The 9,226-nt window shown below is 51.1% G+C and carries 5 protein-coding genes and 3 pseudogenes; 6 read left to right on the forward strand and 2 right to left on the reverse strand.

Going from position 1 to position 9,226, the window contains the following annotated elements:
- Nucleotides 1–111: 111 nt before the first annotated feature.
- Nucleotides 112–1,698 (reverse strand): tyrosine-type recombinase/integrase, encoded by a 1,587-nt coding sequence (locus ACR0ID_RS20050; RefSeq protein ID WP_480608308.1) that lies wholly within the window; start codon nucleotides 1,696–1,698, stop codon nucleotides 112–114.
- Nucleotides 1,699–2,336: 638 nt separating this feature from the next.
- Between ACR0ID_RS20050 and ACR0ID_RS20055 the strand changes: the two genes are divergently transcribed.
- From ACR0ID_RS20055 to ACR0ID_RS20065, 3 genes are all read left to right on the forward strand, one after another.
- Entirely contained in the window at nucleotides 2,337–3,404 is a 1,068-nt protein-coding gene (locus ACR0ID_RS20055) for a hypothetical protein (RefSeq protein ID WP_480608311.1), read from the forward strand.
- A gap of 77 nt (nucleotides 3,405–3,481) precedes the next feature.
- Nucleotides 3,482–5,125, forward strand: a complete 1,644-nt coding sequence (locus ACR0ID_RS20060) for an AAA family ATPase (RefSeq protein WP_480608313.1) — start codon at nucleotides 3,482–3,484, stop codon at nucleotides 5,123–5,125.
- The gene (locus tag ACR0ID_RS20065; protein WP_480608315.1) at nucleotides 5,122–6,612 is read left to right on the forward strand and encodes a VWA domain-containing protein; all 1,491 of its coding nucleotides are present in this window, start codon (nucleotides 5,122–5,124) and stop codon (nucleotides 6,610–6,612) included. Before ACR0ID_RS20060 ends, ACR0ID_RS20065 begins: the two co-directional genes overlap by 4 nt.
- A 30-nt stretch (nucleotides 6,613–6,642) precedes the next feature.
- Here the strand turns inward: ACR0ID_RS20065 and ACR0ID_RS20070 are convergent.
- A pseudogene (locus ACR0ID_RS20070) lies at nucleotides 6,643–6,813 on the reverse strand (transposase); the annotation flags it as partial.
- Between the two features lie 187 nt (nucleotides 6,814–7,000).
- On the opposite strand from ACR0ID_RS20070, the gene ACR0ID_RS20075 reads away from it, so the two are divergent.
- The 3 genes and pseudogenes from ACR0ID_RS20075 to ACR0ID_RS20085 all read left to right on the forward strand — a co-directional run.
- Nucleotides 7,001–7,960, forward strand: coding sequence for an SEL1-like repeat protein (locus ACR0ID_RS20075; protein ID WP_480608318.1), 960 nt, complete (start codon nucleotides 7,001–7,003; stop codon nucleotides 7,958–7,960).
- A gap of 458 nt (nucleotides 7,961–8,418) precedes the next feature.
- A pseudogene (locus ACR0ID_RS20080) lies at nucleotides 8,419–8,595 on the forward strand (integrase core domain-containing protein); the annotation flags it as partial.
- Between the two features lie 190 nt (nucleotides 8,596–8,785).
- A pseudogene (locus ACR0ID_RS20085) lies at nucleotides 8,786–9,226 on the forward strand (IS5 family transposase); the annotation flags it as partial.

The raw sequence follows: 9,226 nt of genomic DNA on the forward strand, positions 1-9,226 counted from the left end.
AACATTGACCACAACATAAACGCTGAGACATAAACAAAGGTGGGTCAAATCTCGGTGAAAATACCGGGTCACTTCTCAGCGGAAATCAACATCTCTTAGGTCAAGTGGTCTCTATTTTCGGGATTTCTGCATCTTCTTTAGAGACGTCCCTTTCCATGGAATTTGCTTCTGCTCCTCGTAGGTTTGCAAGACGGCATTGACCCAGAGTTCCATCGAGTCTTTCTTCAGTTCCATGTAAGCTGAATGCGCACCATATGACTTCTCGGTTACATTTGCCGGGCTTTGCCTCATTCGATCAAAAACACGCTGGTCGTTTTGGCTGAAAGCGAGGATCGCGGGATCTTTGATGGAATGTGTCAGAACTGCTGAGGCGCCACCGGGATATCCTGCGTCACTGAGAAAGTCCGAAAGGGTTCGCCTGATATCATGTGGCGACCACCAGTCGATCCCTTCTTCCGTCAGCAAATCCGGCCAGGGCTCCCTTTTCGGGCTCACCCGTCTATCGGTCTCGGGCTTGTTTCGGTCTCTGCCGGCCAGGCGGGACAGGATCTGATACGCCCCTGACCCAGTGACGTTTTTGGTCAGGTCTTGCGCGGAAGGCAGAAACACTGCGGAGCCTTCGTAATGTTTGGACATCCTCAAGAACCTGTTTAGGTGGTCAACGGCTTGTTTCGGTACAGGCAGGATGACGCGTTGCTTTCCTTTAACCCTTTCCACGTCCCAGGACGCCAGTTGCCATTTCTCCGGCGCAAAGGTGTCCGTCAGGAGGTCGCTTTTCAGCGGCGAGAACGCCGCTCCGGTTCTTTGACAGGTCAGTACGGCCCACCACAAGGCGGCAAGTGTCCAAGGGTGTACCCCGTTTTTCCTACATTGGCGTTTGGGCAATGGATGGTTCAGAAACTGCTCGGCGATCCATAGGGTTCTCACCGCTTTGTCCAGCGCCGGCATCCGAGTTTTGGGATTCACAATCACTGGCGATGACAAGTTGGGCCACCAACGGTTTACTTCTCCAAGACCGCTTGCGCCGTTGTGCTCCCTAGCACACCAAGTGAGAGCTTCCCTTGTATAAGTCACGACTTTTAGCGAGGTGGAAACACCGTGAGCTCTTCTGGTATCATCCCTGACTTTCTCAAGATCGCCCTGGGTGAGGCGGGTGACTTCCTGGTCCAAGATGTTTCCCCAGGTGGGGCGTGACATCATGGATCTGATATCTTTGACGGTTGAGGACTTGATCTGTTTTTTGCCATTTGGAGATTGCTTGTCTTCCAGAGTTGCTTCAAAGCACTGCCGCAAGGTCCATCCTGATGGAATTTCCACCAGCTTTGACACCGCTGCCTCGTGATCGTGCCCTTGATCTCGATGTGTCATGTACTCATCAAATTTGTCTGGCTGAGACATGAGTACAGACCTCGCATTGGCCGCTCTCTCCCGGGCAACTTTCACGCTGGTGATCGGCCGTTCTGTTGGACGCGGGTAAAGTTGCCCGATGGTTTTGGTGCTTTGCTTGTATTTTGCCAGCCAGACGGCGCGATGGCCTCGCACGCGCAACAGCAAGCCCAGCTTACCGTAGTCTTTGAAAGTGTAGGTGCCGTTGTATCCGGCTTCAGCCATCTTCTCGGCCCTATTTACAATGCGTCTGTCAATTTCGCACGCTTCTGTCGGCATGAAATGTCCTTCAAATAATGATTTGAAGGACATTTCATGCTCCAGGGCCTGTGTCGTTAAACGCTGGTTAACGGCTGTCGATTTCTGGCATGAAGGCACGACCGGCCAAGCTGCTTGTAACCAATCACTCAGCTTTAAGGTTGTTTACATAACACCCGTTCAACGACGTTCACGCTTCGTTACGGTCGAAGCCTTCGCGCCTGAGTTGCAATAGAAGTTCGCAGCGAAAACCTTATACAACAGATGACCAGCGTGCTCTGTTGGAAATTGTTGCCCTTTGGCCGATACGACAATCAAACCGAGTTTTTTGAACCGGGTCTTTCCTGAATTCGACGGCACGTGTCACTCCATTTTGGAGATCCTGGGTGTTCGACTAATCTTCGTGTTGTGTTGGCGCAGCATGTTCTCGCATTAAGCGATTTGCCGCATGGAGCGGCTGTAACTTGCCGCTGTAGCAGTTGTTCCTGAACCTGTCCCGTGGCACCAGCTCTCCGAGCTGAGCAACGGGTCAACCCACCACGACATCCACCTAAGAAATGTTTGTGGTCGCGTGAAGGGGGGGAGGCTAGCTCACGTCAAATCAAAGCATCCCTGCCGCGCACCGAATCAAAATCCGCCACAATATGAACAAGTTCTGAAGTGAGAGACGGCAATGTTGGCAAGGCGGTGGCATGATCCAAGATCTTTCCGTGCGTGAGGTTTCAGTTTTGGTATGCGCGTTGCCTGCCAAACACGCGGCGGTTTGTCGTGTCGAACAGGCAATGCAAGTCGGGCCTGGTTTCGGAAGTCCGTGGTACACCAATCAGAAAGAACACTGGATTGGATGGCTGGCGGATTACGAGGGGACCGGTGCATATCTGAAAGCACCCAAGGGGAATGTTGCCGCTGAAAACGTCTATCGCCGGATGGTTTGCACGCCGGCGCTGCTTTGGTTGATCGTTCAGTCCGGATCCATCGGGCAAACCGCTGTGCGAGTACTTGTCGCATCCATACTGGCGGATACGAACGCCGCGATGGCCAGCCAAAGTGCACTGATACGTCGAACAATCCCATGGGATGCGGTCCTAAGGGCGTTACTCAATCGTGGTCCGGTTTCACAGAAGGAGTGGAGCAGCGCTTGCGCAAGGCTTCTTGAAACCCAGGAGAAATTGCGCAGTCGTTGTTACTCCCAAAAAGCCTGGGCGGCGGCGCGGGATATTAAAAAGATAATAGATGAGGTCGAAATGGACATAGAAAAGATTGTCCAATCTTTACCCGGCAAGAGCATTGCTCAGAGGCAAATCATGCGCAGAAATGCAGAAAAGCTCCTTGAGAACGGTTCCGATCAAGAGCGAAATGCGGCAACGCAGCTGATCTGTGCGCTCAATGAATTGGAAGAGCAGGAACGCAAAACATTGAATCAGAAACTTTCGGGAATGAGGTCGGCCGAAAGGGTCATCCATGCGTTCACTAGCGTACCGCCCAGCGAAAATGAAATTGGACTAATCCGTGTCTTGATGGAGCGTCCCGGATCCACTTCAATTGAGCTCAGCCGCGCTCTCGGCTGGGACGCGCAAACCTGGCATTTGCACTTTGGTACGATGTGTAAACGGCGGGAAGCAGATTTGTGGCCGGCAGACCCTTCGGACATTCGTGATGCTAGCTTCTACAGCGGCATTCTCGCAAACTTCGACAGCAAAACCGCTACATGGGAACTCAAGCCTGAAGTTGAGGCGGCATTTCGGAACCTAGGTTTCTGATTGGCCAAGAAGATCCATCTGTTCCAAGCAGGCAGAGATCAAGGAGCCGTGCTCTCAACACGATAAGGAAATTGGACTTGAATAAAGAAGTTTCGACGCCTTCCGGAAAACCCGTTTCAAGGCAAGACGCCAACACCGAATACCGAAAGTCAGTACAAGACGGAGATGGCCAGTTCGGCCAATTGGGATGCCGAGAGCGCGTCCAGTCCTTAATTGATGCACTCTGCGACGGCATGTTCGAGCGCGAAGAGATTGTTTCGGTTGCTCTTCTTGGGGCTATGTGTGGCCAGAACATCTTTCTCTACGGCCCTCCAGGGACTGCCAAGAGCCTCATTTCCCGCCGAATAGCGTGCGCTTTCGAAAACCCTGAGTACTTCGAATATCTCATGAACCGGTTCAGCACACCGGAAGAAGTTTTTGGCCCCGTTTCCATCAAGGATCTCAAGGTGGACAAATACAGGCGCAGAACAGAAAACTATCTGCCCACTGCCGAATTCGCTTTCCTCGACGAAATCTGGAAATCCAGTCCAGCAATCCTGAATACACTTCTTACGCTTGTTAATGAACGAATATTCAGAAATGGCACGGAGATCGAGGCAGCCCCTCTAAAGGCGTTGATCGCTGCATCCAACGAAACGCCCGAGCCTAATCAAGGACTGGAGGCGCTTTTTGATCGGTTTATTGTCCGACTGTTGGTGGGGCCTATTGAAGACTCAGGTCATTTCGAATGCCTTTTGAACAGCAAGCCGACCGAGGCAGAAGTCGACATTCCCGAGGACGTGGCCATCACAACGGACGAATGGGCCGATTGGCACAATCGCATTCACGATGTGTCCCTGTCCAAAGAGACCTTTATCATCATTGGTCTGATACGCACCGAACTGGCTAAGCGCTACGATGAGCTGAAAGTCTATGTTTCAGATCGCAGATGGCAGCGGGCTGCAACGCTGATGAAAGCGGCCGCGTTCTTCAATGACCGCACGGAAACGAACCATAGCGATGCGATACTACTGCAACATTGCCTTTGGACGCATAAGGATAACCGTGATGAAGTCATGGATATCGTCGCCAAGGCGATCAAGGAATCCGGCTTTGATAGCGGGTTCAATTTTGCTGACTTGGATCGGCAAAAGGACAGCTTGGACAAAGAAATTGGAACGGAACTGTACCATACCGAAGATGTCTATGACACGGAGCTCAAAAATGGGAAAGAGTACTTCAAGGTCATAGCGCGAAATCGCAGTTCATACGGTCGAGAAAATAGGACCTTTTATATCCCCCTGAGCAAGATGAAGAGTAAAGGTGAGTTTCATCCGGTGGATGCGAGCGGCAACAAGCTATCTGAGGTGGCGTGCGACTTTGATGGGCAGGGGACATGTAAGTTGGAGTATGAACACTACTTTATCCAAGGCAGCTACGGTCATAATATCGAACCCACAACGTTCTCTCCGCGTGTCCTTTTTCACAAAGGGGAAAAGAAAAGCGACGTGAACGCTCGGCTTATTAAAGACCTCAAGGCAAGCGGTGCTGAACTTAGAAAAGCTTACAAAACCGCTCTTCTGGATGTGAAGAAGCGGTGTGAAGGGTACGAGGCGGAATTGGCCTCTCCGTTTGTCCCCAAGGCAAAATCCCAAATCGCGTTTTCTGGAATTCGCGCTCAAATCGAGAGTATCGAACAGCGGATTGCAGACTGCCAAAGGCTCGAAGCTCTATGCGAGTGAATGCGGCCCTCGACGAGGCGGGCGATATCTGGTCTGCGTTGGAGCGCTACTCTGATATTCTGGAGGATGCGCAAAGCATCAAGACTCATGTTCAGGATAAAGTCAGAGTTTGGAAACAAGAAGCGGGCGACATCGTGGAGGCGGAGTCGCCATTCGACGATCACGAAAACGCTTTCGATGAATGGAGGCAACTGCCATCGAAGAAAAGAAAGCTCAGATCCGTGCGTAAAGCCGCGGTGCGGGATTATCTTGAACTGTGCAACGCTGTTGGTCAGCCCGGAAACGCGGCATACTGGAAACTGCTCTACACGCCAAGAAAATCAAAGGGCGCTTTGGATGAAGCTCTCAGACAACAGCTCGTTTCTTCCCAACAGTTGACACTTGAGTGGCAAAAAACGCTCGATAAGGCACGCAATGAATGGGAATTTGCAAGAATAGAAGAACTGCGCTCAGAGTTGATCCGAGATATTGCTGAACTTCTTGATTTGCTCCAAAGGCTGAAGACCTCGCTTGAGGTGCTTGGTCTGGACAGTGGGATATTGTTCGATCTGTCGACCGGGAGCTTATCTCCGCAAGACATCGAGAGGTTTCGTCGATGGGCGCAATATCTTGCCGAAGATGAGGGCGTTCGATCACTTTGCGACCTATTGGGCAAAATTCGTCAACTGGAGTCTTCCGAGCGGATCGAACGCGCCAGAGTCTCAATGTCGATGGAAGTGCAGCAACCAGACATAAACTCGAAAGAAGAGATCGTCGGCGTGCGGCTGGGTCGCGACCTGGAGCACGCCTTGCCCAGTGAATTAGCACTCCTTGCCGATCCAGAAACTGAATTGCTGTTCGATATCAAGTACCTTGAAGCGCGCCTTATGTGCTTTGATATGCAGGGTATTCGAACCAGCGTGCAAACTGTTGAAACCGAGCAGGATCGCCAGGTGACTGAAAAGGAACAACTGGGACCGATGATCATTTGCGTGGACACTAGCGGGTCCATGTCCGGAACACCGGAGACAATTGCCAAGGCTATTGCCTTGTTCATGGCAAGCAAGGCAAGAGAGCAAAAGCGTCCATGTTACATAATCAACTTCTCGACTGAAATTGATGTTCTGGACATGTCCGACGGGTTTCGTTTGGACCGGTTGATGAATTTCTTGAAAATGTCCTTTCACGGCGGAACAGATGTCGTTCCTGCACTCCTTCATTCATTAGAGGTGATGGAGAAAGAGGCCTATGAAAAAGCAGATGTACTTGTTGTTTCCGACTTCATCATGGCGAGTTTGCCCGAGCAAGTATCCGAGAAGATTTGCGTTCAGAGAGCAAAAGGACACCGCTTCAATTCTTTGGTTGTGGATCGGACCTTCATGACGCAGCGCCTGGAGAGCCTCTTTGATCAAGAATGGGTTTTTGATCCAGTCACAAGCGGGGTACAAGAACTTATAGGGTTTCAACAACGCATGTCCGCACGACCTGCGCAAGCTTATCTGGACTAGAATCTACGGCGTTGCAACCATCGCCAACTAGAGCATCAGTTTGCACCAACGATACAGCGGATTAGGAACAATCCCTTTGAGACGGGTAACGGCGGAACTGCTCTCGCTGCCATAGAGTGTTTCCTCTACGATCCGTAACTTCTCAGACGCTGGCCATCTCAGGCGATGGTCGCTATCGGTGATGATTTCAATCTGAGACATAAGTACGTGCTTAAGGCTGTCTTTAAGCCTCTTAGGTCAAGTCAAGGTGTCTAGTCAAAACACGGGCCTTTTCACGAACACTTGGCATTGCCAGTCATGTCGAACTAGCACTGCTTATAAGTGTATTTTGGTGTTGAATTTCAACCAATTATCGCGGAAAAAAATATAAATGATAGCGAGGCAACCTATGTTTAGATTCGGCAAGCGCAACAAGGCACACACCAAGCCGGTCATTGAAAATTTGGATGACTTAAAAAAGTTACAGGCTCAAGGCGGGGAAGAGTTTATGAGGATCGTTCCCCAATACGCTGAAGAAGGCAATACTGCTTGTCAGACATTCCTGGCACAGGCCAGCATGCACATGATGTCTTTGACAGATGATCCCAAGCTGGCTGCACATCTTGAGGAGAGATACGTCAAGTATGCGACTATGGCGGCAGAGAGCGGGGACGCCGGGGAACAATTTAATCTAGGGCTATTTTACTTCAAGAAGTTTGACGCCGATAAGGATTATGTGGACGATGAGGACTTGGAGAATTTTCGCGCCGCAGCTTATTGGATGCGTCAAGCAGCAGACGCGGATTTCGGGCCAGCACTGGAATGCGTAGATACATTTGAGGCTATGGCAGAACGACGCTATGCGGAGACGAACGAGGAAAACTTCGAGGAGGATCTCCAAGAAGCCGATAACGAAAACGAAGGGCAGAATTTCGCTCGCCTCATGTCGAATGCGAACGAGCAGATGGAGTTTGATCGCGTAGTTAGCGAGTTGGCGCCGAGCAATTTCGGCGATGTCGGAAGCGTCATTCAAAAAATTGGCTTCGAGCGCGCAGTTCGATTTTATGCGCATCTCGTTCGCCTGAGGATCCCAGATGATCGTGTGCGTTGGCAATTCATTCTCGAAGAGCTCGATGGTGCTGCCCAAGGAAATTCAGAAGCGCAAGCGTTTGCTCGACAAAGTGGAGTGCCCGAACATGAATATACAGGCGCACTCGACCGCTCCATTCCTGAAGTTGATGGCCCAGAAGGGCCTCAACAGATGCTGCGCCAACTGGGTATGCAGTTGATGCAAGACCAGAGCCTCATGGTTGAATTTACGACTTCAATTGTGCGTTGCATTATGGAAGATCATGGGCTTGATAGCTGAGCTTGCAGTCTTTCTCCGCACATTGCGGATGTACAGGGGGCCGATCCAGGCAGCGCGAACAATTGATCTGGTGATCAGGTGCAAATCGGACTGATAGCCTGTACCACTTCTGTACCACTTATAAAAAAGTTGGCACGGCGGCAGTTTCTCGTATTTTCTTCACAAAGAAGGAACTCTAGGAAAGGAGGGTTCCATTAAAAACTTATTAAATTCAATTTGTTACTTATTATTCGGCCAGTAAATCATGGGGCGTGGGCACGAACGGTGAAATCAAGGTAATTGGATTGAAAATCCTCGTGTCGGTGGTTCGATTCCGCCCCCGGCACCATAAAAATCTCCTAATTTTATGATTATAATGAATAAATCATGCATCGGGCTTAACTTATCCACCCAAATATCCACCTTTTGGACTTAGGTAGGCTAGCGACAGTGGAGCCTTGCAACCTGATGCACGGTGAAAGCTAGCGCTCTGGCGATACGACTACAACAACGTTAGGGCGCACTCATCGCTCGGCAACCAAACACCCGTAGAAGCGCGTCGAACGCTTGAGCAATTTGATGGCTCCGCGACCGACGCGCTTACCCAAAACGACGAAGAGGAATATGAAAATCAGACCCGCAGACTCTCGTTATAAATGAGGGAGCCTCGGGGCAGGTCACTTCCCAAGCCGGAATGACGATTCGACGAATGAATGATCGCAGCGCCAGGGCGGACTTCGCTACCTTTCAAGGCGTCATCACAAGGAATGCGTAGTTTCTTAGGGTCAGGATGCATTGATTTCCCGAGCGCTGCGTGTTTCACGGCTCTGAAAACAGAGCGGTGACATGAGCAATCCTTTCTGGCTGACCGACGCACAGATGGCGCGTCTGAAACCCTACTTTCCAAAGTCGCACGGTAAGCCAAGGGTCGACGACAGGCGGATTCTGAGCGGGATAATTTTCATCAACCGCAATGGGTTAAGGTGGCGCGACGCTCCTGAAGCCTATGGTCCACACAAGACGCTTTATAGCCGTTGGAAGCGCTGGAGCGAAAAGGGCATATTCGCGCGGATGATGGTGGGGCTAGCTGTCGAGCACGGCGAACAGAAGACAGTCATGATCGACGCGACCTACCTGAAGGCACATCGAACAGCGACCAGCAGGGCCGCTAAAAAGGGGGGCGCGGTCGCCTGATTGGCCGGACCAAAGGTGGTATGAACACCAAGCTTCACGCCATTTGCGACAGCCAGGGACGACCGCTCGACCTCTTCACCACCGCCGGACAGG

Source organism: Ruegeria sp. AL2 (genome assembly GCF_056540845.1).

What these genes read in the sequence shown, in the direction of transcription:
- ACR0ID_RS20050 (WP_480608308.1), bottom strand. Translation starts at nt 1,698, where the DNA reads ATGTCCTTCAAATCATTATTTGAAGGACATTTCATGCCGACAGAAGCG.
- ACR0ID_RS20055 (WP_480608311.1), top strand. Translation starts at nt 2,337, where the DNA reads ATGATCCAAGATCTTTCCGTGCGTGAGGTTTCAGTTTTGGTATGCGCG.
- ACR0ID_RS20075 (WP_480608318.1), top strand. Translation starts at nt 7,001, where the DNA reads ATGTTTAGATTCGGCAAGCGCAACAAGGCACACACCAAGCCGGTCATT.